Origin of the sequence: Flammeovirga sp. MY04 (assembly GCF_001682195.2) — a bacterium.
In the GTDB taxonomy this organism is placed as follows: domain Bacteria; phylum Bacteroidota; class Bacteroidia; order Cytophagales; family Flammeovirgaceae; genus Flammeovirga; species Flammeovirga yaeyamensis.
Genome location: NZ_CP003560.2, coordinates 4,190,944 through 4,210,787 on the forward strand (window position 1 = coordinate 4,190,944; position 19,844 = coordinate 4,210,787).

The window sequence follows — 19,844 nt, forward strand, 5'->3', positions numbered from 1 at the left end:
CCAACTACGTCTACAGATCTATCTTTTTGATATTCATCGACAGTTTTTCTTCACTCTCAATTTGATGTTGATCCAAAGTGTTTTCAGTGCTTACACTCGCATTTTCAATTTGATTTTCCTTCGATACTTCGGTTGTAACATTAGTGGTTTTGGTTGTCGTTGAAAACATGCAGATGACGACCAGCAAAAAGAAGTTAATCAAGATAAATGTAAATAGGTTTTTCATGATGGGTAATTAAAGTTTGATTATTATTTAGGTTTATGCATTGTATATATTGAGAATAAGTTCTTGTATTACTACTCCCAATTTGTCTGACTCGGTATGATGTAAAACTACCCATCCATACTTTTGTTGGAATCCTTCAGTAAATACCAAAAGGTTTTGGGTGTCTTCATTTTTGTAAACCAACACCTTGATGCCGGCAACAGTTAACTCTTTTTCTAAGAGAAAAGTATTACTCACTGTAGGTAAATCCTTATTAAAATCGCCTCCAATGCCAATATGCATCTCCTCTTTTAGATATTTAGATTGGACATTTTTGTAATATGGTTCGTTTCCAAAGACATTTATGCTCAGGAAAAATGACATAACTAAAGTCAGTATGCTTGTATGTAGTTTCATGATTGTTGGATAAAGAATCTTCATCATTTATTAGGTGAAATGATGAAAAGGGTATTTGGTAAAGAAATTGTTGCATTAAATTTACTTGATTATCAAATAAATACATAGCAAATTAGATCTTGTTAAGAGATCATTTGATAATCGAATAAAAATATCGAAATTTTATATCAAGAAATTAATATTTCAACTGATTTTCACCGTGAAAAATGAACAATTACTAATTTTCATCACTGCAAACGGTTGAAATTATTGAGATTAATAGTATTCATGAAAATCATATCATTTCTTCCCTATATTTGTTTGCATTAAAAACTAAAAAGCTTGGTTTAGATAATTTTACACCGTCTAATCAAGTAGAAAACACGATAGCATCATCTTATATTGTTTATGAAGTCATTTGAAATCCGATTGCCTTATTCAATTCTAGAAACTGACACTTGCTTCTCTCAAATAGCTCCCGATTGGAGTGAGCTCGAAAAGTGGATTGTGAGAGCAAAAAAAATTGGTGTCAAAAAAGTTTTGGTTCCCATTCTTTGGAAATTAGTCGAAGGAGAGGGAAAAGCATCAGATGATCCGGGACATTATATTCAATACGATTGGTCGTATTACCGTAGTCTTATAGATACCTTAGTTGGGTATGAATTAGAGTTGGCTGTGGAGTTTAATTTCCATATGATCAACAACTATGAGCAAAACTTCTTATGTACATTACCCGATTGGCTTTGGGGTAAACTAATGGCCGATCATCATGAAATAAAGTACTTAAGTCAGCTTAAATATGTAAATAAAGCGGGAGGTAGTACGCAAGATGCAGTATCTCTTTGGGCAGATCATTATGTCATGCCTTACTATGAAGGTTTAATTCATTCCTTCAAAAATCATTTCCAAGACAAAGCCAATCACTTCTGTAAATTTATTATTTCTACTGCACCTCAAGGAGAGTTGAGTTACCCTATTAATGAGTGCTCTTTCCCTAGAAGAAATATGCAGTGCTATTCGTCTACAGCCTTAGATAGCTGGGATGAGTTTGTAAGAACTAATTATCATTCTTACGGTGAGGCAGGTGATGCTTGGGGGATTGAAGTAAATAATAGAGAACATTTGTTCGAAGTTTTCAAAAGCAATGATGTTCTTCAATCAAGAAAATATAACGATACCAAATACGGAAATGATGTCACAAAATGGTACAATGAGTGCCTAATTAGACATGGAAATAGAGGGTTACATATTTTGCAATCGGCTTTCTCTGCCAATGGGTACGAGAAAAGTTTATTGTGTTTAAGACTTCCAATTGCTTATGCAGAGAAGAACTTAAAAAATATGTCGAGTCAGACCGAGGTGGGTGCAGGTATTATTGCAATTAGTGATGAAAGAGATCATAAAGCAGCCTATCACCATACTTTATCATCTCTAGGAAATGGAATTGATGATAAACGTCTTGGCTTTATTATTCCTACAAAAAGTAGAAAAGAATATAAGGTCGATTCTTCTTTTGCAGGGAAAGTAAAAAGTATTCTTGAATTTGCTGATACCCAAAAAGCACAGTTTTTCTTTGAAAATGAAAGTGTTGAAGGAATCAACTCCCATTTAATTTGGGACAATGCTGCAATGTGGATATTGAAACAGCCGAATGTAAATGGTTTTATTGTCAATAACCTAAAATCAATATTTGATAAGATCTCCACTGGTAGTGCTCGTTTGCAAGAATTAATCTCTAAAATTAGAGACAGAGACGGCTACATCGAAAGAAAACAAAAGTCGTTTAGAGTAATGGGACCACTTCACGTGAAAACTCACAATGCTCGTCGACTTTTAGAAGATAGAGACTGGCAAACAGTTTCTAAACAATTAGATAAAATGAGAGAAATCGGAGTAAGTTCGGTTTCTATAGATATTTGGTGGGGATTAGTAGAAGGAACGACTTCGAATGTATTCGATTGGAGTTACTACGATAATATGGTAAAACTTATCGAGTCGAAAGGCTTGAACTGGGTGCCAATTTTATCATTCCACCAAGCAGGAGGTAATGTAAACGACGATTTTACTCAGATGATCCCATTATGGTTATGGGGTAAACTAGTGGAAGAAAATCCTACTTTAGAGACTATCGAAGACTTACAATATGTTTCTGAAACAGGAGATGTAAGTGTTGAATACGTGTCTTTATGGGCAGATACGTTTGTACTTCCTTATTATAAACGCTTTATGGAGGCTTTCAAGCAGCGTTATAGCAAGTATGCTTGGATGACCGACGAAATTAATATCAGTCTTGGACCTGCAGGTGAGTTAAGATATCCTTCTTACAATGCGCACGATTGGGGTGATTATCCTAACCGAGGAACTTTACAATGCTACAGTAGACTAGCAAAAGAAGATTTCCAAAGGTACATTCTAAAAGCTTACCGAAACCTTGATTATGTAAATGAATTGTGGCAAACACAATACAAAGATGTGTCTGATATCCAAATGCCAGATGCTGAAGAGTTGTTTAAAAATAACAACTATTCGAAATCAAGAATTGGTATTGACTTCTTTAACTGGTACAACCAAAGTCTTGCAGATCATGGTAATCGTGTCCTTCGTGAAGCAATGGATATCTTTAACGATGATGACTTCAGAACAACACCAATAGGTTTTAAAATGCCAGGTATCCACTGGAATATCTCCGATCCAAACCTGCCTAGGGTAGCAGAAATAACTGCTGGCCTTATTGCTCCTTACCCAGGTATTGGAGCTGTAGATAGAGGAGAATACAAGGATATGTTGAAGAAGATAATCGACAAAGACTTTAAAGATAGAATCGTACTTCACTTTACATGTTTAGAAAAAGTAAACAAAGACTGGGAAGGTTATTCTAGAGCCGAGGACTTAGTGATGTGGTTCAGTAATTCCGCTAAAGAATTAGAAATTCAGGTAATGGGTGAGAATGCCCTATTCCATGAATTATTTTCTGAGACGGGTTGGGAACAAATCGAGAAAGCTTTGACAAGATCGAATACAAGTTACTCTGGTATTACCATTCTTAGAATGCAAAACCTTTTCTCAGATAACAACTTTGCTATTGAAAAATATGCAGATTTGATTAATCGATTAAGATAAGTCTAGTTAGGAATTAGGAGTTAGGAGGTAGGAGTTGGTTGAGTTGACGCTCGTTTTAAAGTAAGAAGTAAGAGGGAAGAAGTAAATGGTGCAAATGTTAAGCGATAGCGACATTTGTACCTAAAAACGTTAGAGGTCTCCCGACCTCGGTTTTTAAATATGAAAATAATGAAAGTATCGAAAGCCTAGGAATTCATTCCTGGTAACGGGGATTTAGGTAAGAAGTAAAAGGTAAGAGGTAAGGGTGAATTTTAAGTATTTCTAATACATATGAGTTAATTTCCAATATTATCTTTTTTACGACATAAATTAAAAACACTGTTTGATGTTGAATCAGGCAGTGTTTTTTTATTTGGTATTAACTATATGAATATCAAATAATAAATGGTTCCAAGAATACGAAAGAAAAACAGTATTTGATAGAAAACGAACAGAATTTATAAAAAGCATACAGATTAAATGTCGTTTATCTTCTTAAATCAAGAGAAAACGACATGAAAAAAATTATCAAAACACTCGTTGCGATCTCCTTGGGCAGCTTTACTCTTTTCAGCTGTAGTAATCAGGATGATCAGCCAAGTCAAATTTCTGACTATGATACTGTTGTGACTAAATATGAACCGAATATGTCAGATCAGTTTGGTACAGCCAAAACCTTTAGTATGCCAAATTATGTAACACATCCAGGACAGGATTCTGTTAGTAATCCAGTGGTTAATCCGTTGGATGAAGTGATCCTTGCCGAAGCCAAATCTCAGATGGAAATGGCAGGGTATCAGTATGTAGAACCTAATACAGGAGAAGAAGCCGATCTTGTGGTTTTACCTTATGGGGTAGAAGTAACTTATGTAGGTACTTGGAATATGTACGATTACTGGGGTGGTTATTGGTGGAACTATTGGGGATGGTACGGATACCCTCCTTATTATGGTTACCCTGTTTCTGGAGTGTATACTTTTTCTCAAGGTTCTGTGATTTTAGAAATAGTAGATAACAGAGCACATATTCAAGAGGGTGGAGATGAGAAGATTCCAGTGTTATGGCAAGGAATCATAAATGGTACTCAATTTAATACTATAGATGATAAAACACGTGTAGAAGACGGCATACAACAGATGTTTATTCAATCACCTTACATTCAATCGAAATAGTCATGAACACAATCAAAAAATATTATTTGATGCTTTTGATGTTATTCATTGGCATCACCACTTATGCTCAAGAAGATAACTTAATTGGGGTGACTTACAGTATAGCTACTCCATCTACCGGAATGAGTGATTTTGTATCAGGTACTTCCTTCCAAGGAGGGAATATAGAATACCGAAAATTTCTAAATGATAATTGGTCGGTGGGTATGAGCTTCGGTTTGAACACCTTTAATCAGTCCAACGGATACCAAACCTATTATGGGGAACAGGGAGCAATTTCTGGACAAGAATATAGGGATTTTGATATGATGACCACTTATGCTACTGCACATTACTATTTTGGAGAAAGAGGAGGTATTAGGCCTTATGTTGGATTAGGAATTGGTGCTTCTGGCCAGTATTTCAGTAATCGGATAGGAAGTGTTTTGGTGACGGACCAATATTGGGCATTTTCTATGGCTCCAGAAGTAGGTATTTTGGCTCCTCTGGGTGATAGTGGTATTTCCTTCCTTTCGAATGTGAAATATAATTATTCGGTAGGAGGTTCTGGGTACGATCCAATGGGAATTTGGCAATTTAATATTGGTATTGCCTTTGGGTTCTAAAATTTAATACTTCATTTGTTGAAGAAAGGTTATATAATAGTGATTTCTAAGCAGTCGGTTGTTAATTGACTGCTTTTTTGTGTCTTGAAGTTTTTTCTATGATTGATGAGAAGTAAATGATTAAGAATTAGAATCTAATAGTTTTTAGATAGAATTTGATAAAACTCTATAAATCAATACCGTTAGATATATTATGATTAGGTAATTAGATAATAGTAATAGTTAGTTGTTAGGAAAGACAGATACTTTGTAGTATCTGTTTTTTTGTGGGTTATTATTGCTAAACCATTGTGCATAAAAAAAACACTTGAAAATAATTCAAGTGTTTTTCCACAGCTGGTTAATGTTACTGGTGTATCATGCCATACAATAGGTGACTAACCTATGATTCTTTACCCAATATCTAATATCCACGAACTGTGCCACTAGTTGTAAATATTTACTAATCGTTGATTTTGATATAGATAGGGCATTTTTTTGATCGTGCCAAAAAATAAATAGTTTCAAAATGAAACACATTTTCCAAAATTTGGAAAACAATACATTTTATTCATATCTATTATCAAATAAATAAGGTGTTAAATACTCAACTTGCTGATACACTATGACGAAACTCATTTTGTAAGCATTATTAGGGTAGTATATTCGCACTCGACTTTTAAATTATATACATTCAAAAAGAATTTATAACTATGAGACAAAAAATCGTAGCAGGTAACTGGAAAATGAACCTGAATAAAGAAGAAGCTGAAATTTTAGCATCAGAAGTAGTAAACATGGCGAAAGATGAAACTCCATCTGACGTAAAAGTTATCATGTGTACTCCTTTTATTCACTTAAGCAAGGTTAAATCATTAATCGGTGACGCTGCAAACGTTTTTGTTGGTGCTCAAAACTGTTACACAGAGCCAAAAGGTGCTTACACTGGCGAAATTTCTGCACAACAATTAGCTTCTTACGGTATCGACTACGTGATCTTGGGTCACTCTGAGCGTCGTGAGTACTTTGGTGAGTCAAACGAAATGTTGGCTACTAAAACTGATGCAGTTATTGCTAACGGTATGTTGCCAATCTTCTGTTTTGGTGAAGTATTAGAAGAGCGTGAGGCTGGTACTCAAAAAGCTGTTGTAGAGAAGCAATTATCAGAAGGTATTTTCCACCTTTCTGCTGAGGACTTCGGTAAAGTAGTTTTAGCATACGAGCCAGTTTGGGCTATCGGTACTGGTAAAACAGCTACTTCTGCACAAGCACAAGAAATGCACAAAGATATCCGTGACATGATCGCTGCCAAATACGGACAAGAAGTGGCAGACGCTACTCCAATCCTTTACGGTGGTTCTGCTAAGCCAAGCAACGCACAAGAGCTTTTCGCTCAGCCAGACGTTGACGGTGGTTTGATCGGTGGTGCTTCTTTAGCATCTAGAGATTTCATCGATATCTCTAAATCATACTAATTGAATTAAAATTTGCCTTGGAGCAATTTTGATATATCATGAATATTCGCTTAATGGTTTTCATTAAGCTACAAAGGGTTGTCTATTATTTTAGGCAACCCTTTTATTTTACTCTATGATAATCAACATCAAATAACCTTTTTTTGGGTGGTATTTAACCAATTGTCCTTCTAATTATCCAATTATTTTTTATCGACTATGTATTTTAGTATTTTCATGTAAACAACATTAAACCAGAAAATAAAAAACTAACAGGTGTTGAATATTAGATAAAAACTTACGCACTGATCTTGATTGTGAATAACATTTTAAGTCAAAGTAAGGTTACTAATATAGACATCAATAAGTATATTGAATCAACATAATTAACTGTTATGAAACGTCTTCCTCTTTATATTCTACTACTATTTACTTTAGTTTCTTCTACAGTTTTTGCTCAAAAAACAAAAAAGAAGAAAAAGGAAAAAACATTAATTACCGAAGCACAAGATGAAATTGAAAAACAAGGCGAAATCCAAAGAGATAGTTCTGTTTTTTATTTTGAAAATTGGATGATGGGTAATATCGTTTTCAAGAATGGAAAAGTAAAAAAGCAAGTGCCTTTATTATTTGATTTGGAACATGATCAGATTGAATACCAAGAGATTAAGTTACAACAAATGTATGGTGGCTTAGAGATGTTGGACACCACTATCAATGTCGTTGAGGTAAGTGAAGTAAAAGAATTTTCCATCACTTTCATCGATGATAGTAATGAAAATGTGACTTCCACTTCAATTTATCATTTTGTGAATGGCGATCAATTTACAAGAGAGGGAGTTCCTGCTATTGGTATTTACGAATTAGTGGCTGGAGGAGAAGGAAAGATGGGAGTATTGGCCTATCCATATTTATTGAAAACAGCCCATGTTTATAGCAGCATGAATAAAGAGCAAAATGAATTACAACGTCAACGTTATGGAGGTTATAATCTGAACAATAAAGATGTGTATTATTCTTTTCAGCTTAGAGAAAAATTATATTTACTTTCACAGGCGGGAGAAATAATATCTACAGATAAGAAGAAAAAAGTTATAGTAAAAGATTTTATAGGCCGTGAAGAAGAAATTAAAGAATTCATGAGAACCATGGATACCTATTATAAATCCAAGGATGGATTAAGACAATTGGTTGAGTTCTATAATAATCAGTTTAACTAGTCATTATCATCAAGTAGCCATTTTGATATAAATTCTGCTACTTCTTTCCAGCGTGGTTCATACATAAACATATGGGCCATTTCATCAAATATTCTCACTTCATGACCATAAAATGAAGCAGTTCTTTTGACCTCTTCAGGAAAAATAATCTGATCACTCTTAAAGCCAATATGTATCATTGGTAGCTCAATATTCTTTGGATCAATTTTAAAATCTCTGATGATTAATTCCACCAAAGCACGCAAAGACTCTGATTGCATGTTTTGTCCAATAAAGCGTTGCACACGCTTCGAAGGTGCTGTATGATAAATACCCTCAGGAGCATCAGAATCCACATATTTAAGGATAGGAAATACTGTCGAAGCCATAAACTTCCCCCAACTCAAAGGGCTTTTTGTCCAATATTTAAAAGAGGAATTCAACATGCCATAAGGAGGTACTGAAGCCAACAAAACCACTTTATGCAAACTTACCTTTTGAGCGACTAACTGTGCCACAATTCCACCCATAGAATACCCAAAAAGAATCGGCTTTTCCTCCAAAGAAGTAATTAAATTCACCACATCATCAACAAAGTCGTCGATACCATAAAAGTTCAACAACAACTTGTTTGCCTCTTGCCCATGACCACTCAGGTTAATCGAATACGTCTCGTACCCTTGTTCCGGAAAATAATCCAGAAAGTTGCCTTCCCATAGTTTCCCATTAAACAAGGCACCATGAATCAAGATGATGGGGTTTTTGTGCTTCTTTTCTTGTGGGGAGATGTGGATCATGATATAAAAGGTAGGAGTTAGGAACTAGAAATTAGGAGTTTAAAATATTCTGCTAAACTGACTACAATTTAACAGAATATTTTATCAAAATAATTGATATAAAATATTTTAGATTACCTTAACTCCTAACTCCTAACTCCTAACTCCTAACTCCTAACTCCTAACTCCTAGTTCCTAACTCCTAACTCCTAATTCTCATACTTCCCTCTAAATTTCTCATACAACATCTTATGCTTATCGTTCAGATCGATTTTACGACCATCGATAAAGGCATGTTCAACGACGCTGTTTCTCATGTCTAGGAAGTCGCCTTTTGTGATGATGAGGGTAGCAGACTTTCCTTTTTCTAGGGACCCATAGTTTTGGTCGATACCTAAGATTTCTGCAGTGTATGAAGTAATCATTTTTAAGGCATCTTCTTTATCAACTCCATAGGCGACACATGTACCCGCATAGAAAGGTAAGTTTCTAGCGTTGGATACAGAACTGTGGGTTAATCCTACTTTTACACCTGCCTCGTTGAGTAGCTGAGCACGTTTGAAAGGAAGGTCGACATCATCGTGTTCTAGATTAGGTAAACTATGAACATCTGATAAAAGTACTGGAATATTGTTCGATTTTAGGAAATCGGCAACAATCCAAGCATCGTCTCCACCGACAACCACCATCTTTTTTACTTTAAATTCTTGACCTAATTTGATGGCTTCGATAATTGACTTGGCATCATTTACACGTATAAATAATGTTTCATCTCCTGTGAAAATTCCCTTTAAGGCTTCTAATGGAAAGTTAGGTACCTCTTGTTTTTCTGCTTGAGAATAAGCCAATCCATCCATCAAAACCTGACGGATAAATTTTACTCTTTCAGCGTACTTTTTATTTGGTTTCACTCCTTTATCGGGACTTGTCCAGGAAGGTTGTCTGTATTTTGAAGGCCAGTTCAAATACTGTCCATCATTTTCTTTGATGATCGCTTCTTCCCAATTCCAAGCATCCAATTGAACAATAGACGATCTTCCAGAGAACACACCACCGGCAGGGATCACTTGTTCAATCAAAATACCGTTTGATCTCACCGTTGGAATTACGTGAGAATCGGTATTGTAAGCCACAACAGACCTCACTTCTGTATTTACATAGCTTGTTTCATAATCATCTCTTGAAGCGGAAACAGCTTCAATTTCTACTAAACCTAGTTGTGATGTAGGTAAAATAGCTCCAGGATAAATATGTTTCCCAGTGGCATTGATGACTTGATAACCCTCTTCAGAAAAGTTATCGCCCACATAAGTGATTTTTCCATCTGAAAAAGCCACTACACTATTTTCTATCACTTTACCTTTTCCATCGTGAAGTGTTGCCCCTTTAATAAGGATAGGAGAAGATTGAGGTTTTGCAGGTGTAGGTACTTGACCAAAAGCCAAGCCTGAAATCATCCACAAAACAAAATTGATTGCTATAATTTTATTCAATGTTTTCATTGTTGTATTAGTCAAGGTTTAAATGATCACAGTGCATATGATGATTGATTTTAGGAGCAATGTCTTTCACTTTCGCTCCATTCTTCTCCGCTACCTGCATTTTCTGAATTAATCGGTTACGGTCCTCACTCATTTTCTGACGTAATTCCTTGTCTTTTTCCAATGAGAAGTACACTGTGCCATCAATAATAGTGTAAGCCGATTTCGCATAAACCGATAAAGGATGATCCGTCCACAATACAATATCAGCTGATTTGCCAACTTTAATAGAACCCACTTGATCATCGATATGAAGTAGTTTTGCTGGGTTTAAAGTGACCATCTTCAAGGCTTCTTCTTCAGACATGTCAGCATATTTAACCGACTTAGAGGCTTCTTGATTTAAACGACGGCCCATTTCTGCATCATCAGAATTAATTGCTACAGTCACTCCTTGATTCGTCATCAATGCTGCATTTTGAGGAATTGCTTCATACACCTCGAATTTGTACATCCACCAATCAGAGAAAGTCGATGCTCCCACACCGTGTGCTTTCATTTTATCGGCTACTTTATAACCTTCAAGAATATGTGTGAACGTATTGATGTTGAAATCGAAATCATCTGCTACGTGCATCAGCATGTTGATTTCCGATTGCACGTAAGAGTGACAAGAAATGAAACGCTCTTTATTGATAATCTCTGCTAATGCTTCCAATTGCAAATCTTTTCTTGGAGGAACACCATTGCCATCGAAGCTATTCATATCTTCTCTGTATTTTTTCGCTCTGCTGAAGCCATCCATATATACCGCTTCTACACCCATTCTAGTTTGAGGGAAACGATGAGACATGGGCCATGAAGAACGTTTTACATTCTCACCCAAAGCAAATTTGATGAACGGATCTGCTCCTTCGAATAATAAATCTTGAGGGTTCGTTTTACCCCATCTCAATTTGATAATCGCCGATTGTCCACCTACCGGATTGGCCGAACCGTGCAACAATTGAGCGGAAGTCACACCACCCGCTAACTGACGATACATATGTACATCGTTGGGGTTAATGACATCCTCCATTCTAACCATAGACGACATCACTGCAACATCGTTTACTGAGAATAAAGCGATATGCGAGTGTTCATCGACAATTCCGGCAGTAAGATGCTTGCCAGTACCATCAATTACTTTGGTCTTTTTACCAGCCTTAAGATCTTTACCTATTTTGGCTATTTTGCCGTCTTTTACTAAAACGTCTGTATTTTCAAGAATACCATCTGTTTCATTGGTCCAAACCGTAGCGTTCTTAATCAATAGAGTTTCTTGCTGTGCGATATCAGTATCACCATAAGCCGTAAACGGATAGACTACAGTGCCTATTTCGTCTACATCATCCTCTTTTTTCTTTTCTTTTGATGAAGTTTCGACATCACCTTTTTTCACCGCACTCCAAGAAATCCATTGGTTTTTGGCATCCTTACCTTCACCTTTAAAGTTACCTTCTTGATCTATCCATCCTGATAAACGAATTCTATCCGCTGTTTTAGTGGTATCTTGAGTGAAAGTGATGGTGATTAAATCGTTCTGAAGACTAGCATTGGTCGTCAGTTTTGTAGAATCTTTTTTGATGGCATATTTCAATGATTCCAGATCGTCTCCCTTAATTTCCAAAGAATACTTCTGATCATTAATAGCCAATTGATATTCACCTCTAACATCATTTTTATTCCAAGACTTGATGACAAATCTTTTTCCTTTGATCCAGTTTTCCAACACATCTCCTTTCTCAAAAATATTCTCTGAAGTGATGATAAAGTTGGCCATTTTACCTTGTTCCAAAGTACCCAAACGACTTTCTTCCTTTACAAAAGCAGCAGGAACAGTCGTTAAAGCGGCCAAAGCCTTTTCTTCTGATAAACCTCTCTTTACTGCCAATCTTAAATTCGTTAGGAAATCAGAAGTTTTCTCTAGTTTACTTGCCGTAATAGAGAACTTGATGTCCTCATCAGCTAACATTTTTAAGTTGGATGCTGCCAACTCCCAGTGTTTCAAATCGGCATAACTAGCATTTCTAGCATCCAATGGATCTTTTACATTCAATGCTTGAGGATAATCCACAGGAATTACCAAAGGACTAGATAATTCTTTTAATGCAGGAAGGTTTTGATATTCATCTCCATTCCCCACATAGATGTATTGCTTATTAAATTCTTTAGCCACTTTAGAAGCACGAAGAATATCGAATACATCGTTGGCATCAAAGAATTGTGGAAGGGATTGCGTTCTATTGAATGCTTCTAATGTAAGGTCAGTAAATGTTTGATTACCGCCTTTCGCATACCAATCTGCATCATAATACGTTTGTCTTAATAAAGCCACGTAACCCATTGTACTTACAGGGTACATCTGCTTAGAAGAACCTTTATCAAAAGCATAATGAGCACCGACTTCCGATTTTAAAATTAAATCGTTGGCTTTTCCTTTACCGTAAGTCACCAACGCAGAAGTACCTCTTGATACGCCATCAGGTTGGAAAGTAAGTGCCGTACCAAAACCAATCGATCGCATGGATTCAGCTTTACTATCATCTGCTTTAAATAACTCGGCAGCAGAAGTATTTGCATGAATTGCGTCGTTGGCATTGTAGGCCTTCGGATTTTGAGAACCGATTTTTTCAGGTTCTGAAAACGTCCAGAAACTACCTCTTTTAATTTCTGGCATTCCGTAGCTAGAGTGAGCATCAATAAATGAAGGGTAAATGTGTTTACCTTCTACATTAATTTCTGCGGCTCCTTTAGGGACATCACCGCCTTTGGTTACAGAAACAACTTTACCTTCTTTAATGACTAAAGTGGCATTTTCGATGGTTTGCTGAGGAGAGACATGAACAGTGGCATGAGTAAATGCGTAATGCAAATTTCGATGATCCTTTATACCGTTGATGGTAAAAGTTTCTTGTGAGAAAATAACATTACTCCATACCAAAAATGATAAGAGTAAATAATGGAGTTTTGACATCAGTTGAATTGAATTGGATGTTTGTTAAATTAATACCTCTAACTTAGTAAGATAGATTCCTTGATCAAACATTTGTGTCCATAATTTGTTTTGATATCAATAACTGATATGGATTTGATAAAAATACATAGAATACCATGAAAATTTTAATAACCGGAGGTTCAGGACTAGTTGGAAAAGATATATCCTTAAAACTATTAAAAAGAGGTGATGAAGTAGTGTGGTTAAGTAGAAAAGAAGACCTCAATTCTCAAATCAAAAGATACAAATGGGACTTAAAAGAGGGATACATCAACAAAAAAGCATTTGATGGTGTAGATGCAGTCATTCATCTTGCTGGAAAAAGTGTTGGTGAAGGAAGGTGGACGGATGCTGCTAAAAAAGAAATTTTGAATAGCCGTGTTCTATCAACAAGACTTTTGAATAAATATATAGGTAAGTTAGAAAATCCACCTAAAGTAATGGTTTGTGCATCTGCTGTGGGAATTTATGGAGATACTCAAAACGAATCTTTTACCGAAAGTTCTAAATACGGTCATGATTTCCTTGCTAATGTGGTTAAAAAATGGGAAGACGAACAAAATAAGTCTACTGTAGCACGATTAGTAAAGCTAAGAATAGGAGTAGTGCTTACTCAGAAAGGAGGAGCCTTACCCAAAATTCTTGCCCCCATAAAGATGTGTGTTGGCTCAGCAATTGGATCAGGAAATCAGTGGATGTCTTGGATTAGTTTAAACGATTTGTCAAATATGTTTATTCATGCATTGGATAATAAAGTAGAAGGAGTGTTTAATGCTGTTGTATCTAAACCAATTACTAATGCAGAAATGACAAAGCAACTTGCGGAAAGTATCAATAAGCCATTGTTTATGCCGAATGTGCCTGAGTTTATATTAAAAGTAATGTTAGGAGAAAGTGCTGCTTTGGTTTTGAATAGTAGCAAAGTAATTTCTGAGAAAGAATTTGGTTATCAATTTCATGAAAATACAATCAAAGAAGTGGTCTCAAAGAATATATAGATAGAAGATTCAATAGGCATATTTTGAATTATTCTAAGATAAATGAACTGTATTTAGTTATAGTTCATTTTTTTATTCCCAATTTTTTGTAGAATTCTAATTTAGATTATTAGTATTTTTATTTAATTAACTGATAATCAGTTTATTTATCAATAAATCCTTAATTTTAATGAGTCTACAACTTTCTTACTCATTTTAATTCTGTATGATCATAAATAATGTATAAAATGAGGTTTTGAAAGTACTCTATTTTCAATCGTAAATAAATAGCTACTTGGTCACTAATTATTGTTTCTAAGTCGTACTAACTCAAGAATATCAATTAAATAAATGATTTACTATTTCAATTCTTCATGAAGGTAATAGGTAACTTCAATTGCTCGTAAACATTAACTGAAAGACATAAATAAACAAAATACTCATTACTATTCACTCTTTCATTGTTTACTATGTTCCAATCCTATCTGTATCACCTTAAATGGTTATTACTAATCATCATGATCTGTAATATTTTATTGGAACACCTATGCCTTAAATAACTATTTTATTATTCTATTTTATATGAAAAAGCACATTTTACTGTTTGTGTCGCTACTCGCTTTCTTGTGGGGAACAACCTATGCCCAAGAACGTACAGTAACTGGTACGGTAGCTGACGGATCAGACCCTCTGCCGGGGGTAACAGTAATTGTATCTGGAACATCAAATGGTACAATTACAGATTTAGACGGCAAATTCTCACTTTCAGTTCCGGAAGGAGCTTCCCTAACATTTAGCTTTGTAGGCTATAAAACTCAAACCATTCCAGTAGGTACACAATCCAATATTAGTGTAGGAATGGAAGTAGATGCCGAAGAGTTAGATGAAGTGGTAGTCACTGCCCTAGGACAGCAACAAGACAAAAAATCTCTTGGTTATGCTGTACAAGGAGTAGAAACAGAAGATTTAACTCGTACAGGTAATTCCGGCTTAGCTGGAGCAATGCAGGGTAAAATCTCAGGGGTGGATATCAAACCATCTTCCGGTATGCCTGGAGCATCAACTCAGATTAATATTCGTGGTGCTCGATCGTTTACAGGAAACAATGCACCTTTATATGTGATTGATGGTATGCCAATCGCTTCAAATCCAGATTTTAGTACAGGTAACTCTGTATCGGGTGCCGATATTTCTAACAGAGCAGTTGATATTGATCCGAACGATATTGAAAGTATCAATATCCTGAAAGGTCAGGCAGCCGCCGCACTTTATGGTATTCGAGCATCAAATGGAGTAATCATCATCAATACTAAAAGTGGTAAAGGACAAAAAGGAGGAAGACCTGTAGTAAGAATTGCCAACTTTACCAGTTTTGAAAGAGTATCTAGAAAACCAGAATATCAAACTACTTATGCACAAGGTTTTAATGGAGCACATGCTCAAGGTTCATCAATGGCTTGGGGACCTCTAGTATCTGATTTGCCAGATGACCCCACTTATGGTGGTAACTCACAAGGTAGACCCGGTTTATATAGAGTATCTCAGAGAGAAAGAGCAGGACTCGATCCTTGGGTAGCACCTGCTACTTACGATAACTTTGGAGATTATTTTAGAACAGGTTATACCATTAATACTTCAGCAAGTGTGAGTCAAGCTACAGAACATGCCAATTATAGTGTAGGTTTATCGAATGCTACACAGCAAGGTATTGCTCCAAGCACGGGTATGAATCGTTGGAATGCCAAAGGTAAATTCGATGCCACATTAAATGAACATTTCACAACAGGTGTAAGTGCCAATTATGTAACAACAACCATCGATAAATTATCGGCAGGTAATGATGCCTCTCTCGCAGGTGTTTACGCTGCTCCAACATCTTACGATTTGAAAGGTATTCCTGATGCTGAACCGGAAGATCAATTCTCTCAGATCTACTACCGTTCTCCTACATTTGATAACCCTTATTGGGCAGCCAGAAATAACGAGTTTACAGAAAGTACAAATCGTTTTTATGGTAATGCCTACATTCAATATGAAACGGATATTAAAGACAACATGGATATCCGATTCAAGTATCAGTTAGGGGTGGATGCTTACACTACTCACTACCAAGACATTTTTGAATATGGTCATAGAGCTGGTGCAGGTTATATGTCGAATTATGGGGTAACCAATAATGTGATCAACTCATTAACTACATTGAACTTTAACTGGGATATTTCTTCTGAATCAAAGTTCCAAGCTATTTTAGGTAATGAGGTTAACGACACTAGAAAAAAGACCTATGAGCAAAACGGTAATGCTTTCAACTTTGGTGGTTGGAAACACATTACAAATACCAATGTAATTACAGCCAATGAAAATCAAAGAGATACTAGAACTGTAGGTTTCTTTGCTTCCTTAACTTACTCATATAGATCGATGTTGTACCTTACGGTAACAGGTAGAAACGATTACGTTTCTAATATGCCAAGAGGTAATAGATCATTCTTCTATCCTTCAATATCAGCTTCTTGGGTGGTAAGCGAAATGGACTTTATGGATAATTTAGATAAAGTATCATTATTGAAAGTAAGAGCTTCATTCGCTCAAGTAGGTCAAGCAGGAGATTACTTGGATAACTATTATCAAACGCCATCTTACGCTGGCGGATGGTGGTCAAATCCATATCCGATTCAATACCCATTGAATATCAACAACAATAATGTGAACTCATTTACGAGATTTCAACAAATCAATGATCCTAACTTGAAGCCTCAAAACACAGCTTCTTATGAGGTGGGTGCAGATTTAGGATTCTTAAATGATCGAATCACATTAAGCTATACTTATTCAAGACAGAATGTAACAGACCAGATTTTCGCAGTACCATTAGCGGCATCAACTGGTTTCTCTGAATTATATACCAACGGTGGCGAATTACATACGGATGCACATGAGGTGATTTTAACAGCGATTCCTGTAGAGACTCAAAACTTCAGTTGGTTAATCAACTTGAACTTCTCAAGAATTGTATCGAAGGTAGATAAATTAGCTGATGGTGTTGAAAGTATCTTCTTAGGTGGTTTCGTAACTCCTCAGGTGAGAGCAGCGGCAGGGTACACTTATCCTGTAATTTATGGTTCTACATTCTTAAGAGATGATGAAGGTAGAATCTTAGTAGAAGAAGATCCTAATAGCCCATACAGAGGTATGCCTAAGCCAGGTCCTGCTGGAATTATTGGAGATGTAAACCCTGACTTTATTCTTGGTTTTACCAATACATTTAATTACAAAAACTGGTCGTTGGGAGCAACTTTCGAATGGAAACAAGGTGGAGAGATGTATTCTGGATCAAATGGTTTGAACAACTTGTACGGTGTATCTAAAGTAACAGAAGACAGAACATCTACTTTCGTTTATGATGGTTATTTAGCAGATGGCTCTAAAAACAATATTGTAAGAGGTGGTGCTAATGACCCACAAGCTTATCAGTATTTATATTCTGATATCGAAGGTAACATCGATGAGGCATACATTTATGAAAACTCTTTCATCAAATTAAGAGAGTTATCGTTAGGCTACAAGTTCCCTAAGAAATTAATTAAAGGAACAACCACTCTTGGTTTATCTGCATTTGCAAGAAACATTTTGATTTGGACAGAATTACCAAACTTCGACCCAGAGTCATCTCAAGGTAACACAAACATGGCAGGTTCGTTCGAACGATTCTCTATGCCTAACACGAATAGCTTTGGTTTTGGTGTTGATATCACTTTCTAATTGGATAAAATGAAAAAACTAAAATATATAATTTTATTGATGTTAGGGACCATCCTTGCTTCATGTACTGAAGATATAATGGATGAAATCAATAAGAACCCCAATAACCCTACTGAAGTGCCTTCAAGGCTGATTATTACAGATGCAATGAACAGTTCTGTAGTATCAGTAGCCAATGGCGATTATGCAATTTATGCTTCTGTTTTTATCGAACATCAAGTGGGTGTATTTAATCAACTTTACAATACAGAAACACGTAATGATGCATCTGTAACTTCAGCGACAACCTACAATAATGCTTGGGTGGCTTCTTATACTACAATGAGAAACCTTAGAGATGTTATTGGAAAATGTTCTCCAGGTGGATCAGAAGATGGAAACTACCATACTTTGGGAATTGCTCAAGTATTAATGGCCTATAATTTAGCAGTGGTAACAGATGCTTGTGGTGATGTGCCTTGGACAGAAGCTTTAGATCCAACACAATTCTTGAGACCAAACTTAGATACTCAAGAGAGTATTTATGAGGCGGTCGATCAATTATTGGATGATGGTATTGCAAACCTTGCAAAAACATCGAATTTCGCAGCTTTAGGTGCACAAGATGTAATTTATGGTCTTCAAACCGATCCTACAGAATATTGGACAAAGTTTGCCTATGGCTTAAAAGCGAGATATGCAATGCGTTTGGTGCATAAAGGAAAAGCAACTTATGATGATGTACTTACAAATGTAGGTTTGTCTTTTGCTTCTGCAGATGAAGAGGCAAAGTATACTTACAATGGAGCAACATCATTTAACCCTTTCTATCTACTATTCACTCAAAGAGATATGTATGGATCGAGTAAAAGTTTAGACTCTTTGAATATGAATGCTGCAGATCCTCGAAAAGCGAAATACTTTGTTCCTCACCCAGATGCAACAGATCAGGTAAATCCTGAATTTGCTCCTAATGGTACACCAGATCAAATTCAAGGTAGATACGGTATCTCGTCTTATTTCCAAGATCCCGTTCAAACTACTTATCTAATGAGTTACCATGAGTTGAAGTTCTTAGAAGCAGAAGCTACTGAACGAAAAGGTGCGGGTACAGGAAAAACTCTTGCTCAAGCAGCGATTACAGCAGCAATGACTGCTGCTAAAATTGACGCTGCTGATATTACAGCTTATCTCACAGCAATTGACGGTGAAGCATTTGATGCAAAGTACATTCTTAAAGAAAAATATGTAGCATTTTACATTGTAGAACCTCTAGAAGCGTATGCAGATTACAGAAGAATGCAAGCAATGGGAGAGGACGATTACATTGAGCTTTTAAACCCTCAACCAGCGAAGTTCCCATTGCGATTTACGTATGGTGCTGATGATGTAAACAACAATGAAAATGTTAGAAAAGCACAAGAGAAAGACAATGGTCAATTTGTCTACACCGATCCTGTTTGGTGGGCAAGTCCTAATTAATCTTGAGTTTTTAGATATTACTATTTGATTTTGAAAGCATTGGATGAAAATCCAATGCTTTTTTAGTTTGATTAATAAACAGCATAATATTAATGTTAATATTTAAACAATATTAAAATTACATCCTTAAAATTATTTAAATATAACAAACTGATATTCAATAAGTTAAAATGAAATAATATTGATTTGATTTAGAATGAGTTAGCACTTTTGTTTGATGTGGTTAACAATCTTATTGCAA

13 protein-coding genes are annotated in these 19,844 nt (G+C 35.8%); 8 read left to right on the forward strand and 5 right to left on the reverse strand.

Going from position 1 to position 19,844, the window contains the following annotated elements; translation table 11 throughout:
- Positions 1-10: 10 nt before the first annotated feature.
- Both MY04_RS16705 and MY04_RS16710 read right to left on the reverse strand, forming a co-directional pair.
- Positions 11-226 (reverse strand): hypothetical protein, encoded by a 216-nt coding sequence (locus tag MY04_RS16705; protein ID WP_066211496.1) that lies wholly within the window; start codon positions 224-226, stop codon positions 11-13.
- A gap of 33 nt (positions 227-259) precedes the next feature.
- Positions 260-649 (reverse strand): hypothetical protein, encoded by a 390-nt coding sequence (locus tag MY04_RS16710; protein ID WP_066211498.1) that lies wholly within the window; start codon positions 647-649, stop codon positions 260-262.
- Positions 650-1,009: 360 nt separating this feature from the next.
- Between MY04_RS16710 and MY04_RS16715 the strand changes: the two genes are divergently transcribed.
- From MY04_RS16715 to MY04_RS16735, 5 genes are all read left to right on the forward strand, one after another.
- Complete coding sequence (locus MY04_RS16715; RefSeq protein ID WP_084005933.1) at positions 1,010-3,721, forward strand: family 14 glycosylhydrolase; 2,712 nt, start codon at positions 1,010-1,012, stop codon at positions 3,719-3,721.
- 494 nt (positions 3,722-4,215) lie between these two features.
- Complete coding sequence (locus MY04_RS16720; RefSeq protein WP_066211502.1) at positions 4,216-4,872, forward strand: DUF4136 domain-containing protein; 657 nt, start codon at positions 4,216-4,218, stop codon at positions 4,870-4,872.
- 2 nt (positions 4,873-4,874) lie between these two features.
- Entirely contained in the window at positions 4,875-5,477 is a 603-nt protein-coding gene (locus MY04_RS16725) for an outer membrane beta-barrel protein (RefSeq protein WP_066211505.1), read from the forward strand.
- 692 nt (positions 5,478-6,169) lie between these two features.
- Positions 6,170-6,931: a triose-phosphate isomerase gene (gene tpiA / locus MY04_RS16730; protein ID WP_066211507.1), complete on the forward strand. Its 762-nt coding sequence runs from the start codon at positions 6,170-6,172 to the stop codon at positions 6,929-6,931.
- A 374-nt stretch (positions 6,932-7,305) separates the two neighbouring features.
- Entirely contained in the window at positions 7,306-8,130 is an 825-nt protein-coding gene (locus MY04_RS16735) for a hypothetical protein (protein ID WP_066211510.1), read from the forward strand.
- Here the strand turns inward: MY04_RS16735 and MY04_RS16740 are convergent.
- The 3 genes from MY04_RS16740 to MY04_RS16750 all read right to left on the reverse strand — a co-directional run bounded on the left by MY04_RS16740 (position 8,127) and on the right by MY04_RS16750 (position 13,382).
- On the reverse strand, positions 8,127-8,906 hold the full coding sequence (locus MY04_RS16740; protein WP_066211513.1) for an alpha/beta hydrolase: 780 nt from the start codon (positions 8,904-8,906) through the stop codon (positions 8,127-8,129). The two genes, MY04_RS16735 and MY04_RS16740, sit on opposite strands and share 4 nt — an antisense overlap.
- A gap of 188 nt (positions 8,907-9,094) precedes the next feature.
- Positions 9,095-10,387, reverse strand: a complete 1,293-nt coding sequence (locus tag MY04_RS16745) for an amidohydrolase family protein (protein WP_066211515.1) — start codon at positions 10,385-10,387, stop codon at positions 9,095-9,097.
- Between the two features lie 7 nt (positions 10,388-10,394).
- The gene (locus MY04_RS16750; protein ID WP_066211520.1) at positions 10,395-13,382 is read right to left on the reverse strand and encodes an amidohydrolase family protein; all 2,988 of its coding nucleotides are present in this window, start codon (positions 13,380-13,382) and stop codon (positions 10,395-10,397) included.
- Positions 13,383-13,519: 137 nt separating this feature from the next.
- Between MY04_RS16750 and MY04_RS16755 the strand changes: the two genes are divergently transcribed.
- From MY04_RS16755 to MY04_RS16765, 3 genes are all read left to right on the forward strand, one after another.
- Positions 13,520-14,401, forward strand: coding sequence for a TIGR01777 family oxidoreductase (locus tag MY04_RS16755; RefSeq protein ID WP_066211523.1), 882 nt, complete (start codon positions 13,520-13,522; stop codon positions 14,399-14,401).
- A gap of 561 nt (positions 14,402-14,962) precedes the next feature.
- Positions 14,963-18,142 carry a SusC/RagA family TonB-linked outer membrane protein gene (locus MY04_RS16760; RefSeq protein WP_066211526.1) on the forward strand — a complete coding sequence of 1,060 codons (3,180 nt, stop codon included), beginning with the start codon at positions 14,963-14,965 and terminating at the stop codon, positions 18,140-18,142.
- 9 nt (positions 18,143-18,151) lie between these two features.
- Entirely contained in the window at positions 18,152-19,603 is a 1,452-nt protein-coding gene (locus tag MY04_RS16765) for a SusD/RagB family nutrient-binding outer membrane lipoprotein (RefSeq protein WP_066211528.1), read from the forward strand.
- Positions 19,604-19,844: the final 241 nt, after the last annotated feature.

Coding starts and splice junctions, on each gene's coding strand:
- MY04_RS16705 (WP_066211496.1), bottom strand. CDS start 226: ATGAAAAACCTATTTACATTTATCTTGATTAACTTCTTTTTGCTGGTC.
- MY04_RS16710 (WP_066211498.1), bottom strand. CDS start 649: ATGATGAAGATTCTTTATCCAACAATCATGAAACTACATACAAGCATA.
- MY04_RS16715 (WP_084005933.1), top strand. CDS start 1,010: ATGAAGTCATTTGAAATCCGATTGCCTTATTCAATTCTAGAAACTGAC.
- MY04_RS16720 (WP_066211502.1), top strand. CDS start 4,216: ATGAAAAAAATTATCAAAACACTCGTTGCGATCTCCTTGGGCAGCTTT.
- MY04_RS16725 (WP_066211505.1), top strand. CDS start 4,875: ATGAACACAATCAAAAAATATTATTTGATGCTTTTGATGTTATTCATT.
- tpiA (WP_066211507.1), top strand. CDS start 6,170: ATGAGACAAAAAATCGTAGCAGGTAACTGGAAAATGAACCTGAATAAA.
- MY04_RS16735 (WP_066211510.1), top strand. CDS start 7,306: ATGAAACGTCTTCCTCTTTATATTCTACTACTATTTACTTTAGTTTCT.
- MY04_RS16740 (WP_066211513.1), bottom strand. CDS start 8,906: ATGATCCACATCTCCCCACAAGAAAAGAAGCACAAAAACCCCATCATC.
- MY04_RS16745 (WP_066211515.1), bottom strand. CDS start 10,387: ATGAAAACATTGAATAAAATTATAGCAATCAATTTTGTTTTGTGGATG.
- MY04_RS16750 (WP_066211520.1), bottom strand. CDS start 13,382: ATGTCAAAACTCCATTATTTACTCTTATCATTTTTGGTATGGAGTAAT.
- MY04_RS16755 (WP_066211523.1), top strand. CDS start 13,520: ATGAAAATTTTAATAACCGGAGGTTCAGGACTAGTTGGAAAAGATATA.
- MY04_RS16760 (WP_066211526.1), top strand. CDS start 14,963: ATGAAAAAGCACATTTTACTGTTTGTGTCGCTACTCGCTTTCTTGTGG.
- MY04_RS16765 (WP_066211528.1), top strand. CDS start 18,152: ATGAAAAAACTAAAATATATAATTTTATTGATGTTAGGGACCATCCTT.